The sequence below is a fragment of the Bradyrhizobium sp. NBAIM08 genome (assembly GCF_020193935.1).
Taxonomy (GTDB): domain Bacteria; phylum Pseudomonadota; class Alphaproteobacteria; order Rhizobiales; family Xanthobacteraceae; genus Bradyrhizobium; species Bradyrhizobium yuanmingense.
Genome location: NZ_JADYVR010000280.1, coordinates 1 through 456, shown reverse-complemented (window position 1 = coordinate 456; position 456 = coordinate 1). Strand labels below are relative to the sequence as shown.

Genomic DNA, 456 nt, shown 5'->3' with positions numbered 1-456 from the left:
CGCCAGCAGCGCAAGGCAGCGCAAAGCCGTGGACGAGGCTTCCCCGCTCATCGCAAAGCCGTGGGTGCCGGATGGGGTCAGAAGTTGGGCGAGCTCGGCGCGGCCGCCGCCGCCGGCTTCTGGCTCTCGACGGCGGGCTTCTGGGGCTCGGCCGGCAGACGTTGCGCGGAGGCGGCCTGCTCCATGCGGGCCAGGAGCGACTGGGCCTGCTGGATCAGGTTGATCAGCCCCGGCACCGGCATGACGAGTCGACGCTTGACCACCGGCACCGGCTTCGCGTCGCCGGATTCACGCGCGCCGGGGGACGCTTCGAGGGCGACGAGGCTGAGCCGCGCGACACCGTTGATCACGGTGATCTCGCCGACGCCGTCGGCAAACATGTCATCCATCAACCGGACTCCACGATGGAAGGGGGACCCCTTCTATCGCAGCCCTCCGGCGAGAACGCCATGATCT

Annotated in this window: 1 protein-coding gene; it reads right to left on the bottom strand. The window is 69.5% G+C overall.

Annotated elements, in window-relative coordinates; translation table 11 throughout:
- Nucleotides 1-77 precede the first annotated feature (77 nt).
- Complete coding sequence (locus tag I6F37_RS39495; protein ID WP_225154302.1) at nucleotides 78-389, bottom strand: hypothetical protein; 312 nt, start codon at nucleotides 387-389, stop codon at nucleotides 78-80.
- Nucleotides 390-456 lie beyond the last annotated feature (67 nt).

Coding starts and splice junctions, on each gene's coding strand:
- I6F37_RS39495 (WP_225154302.1), bottom strand. CDS start 389: ATGGATGACATGTTTGCCGACGGCGTCGGCGAGATCACCGTGATCAAC.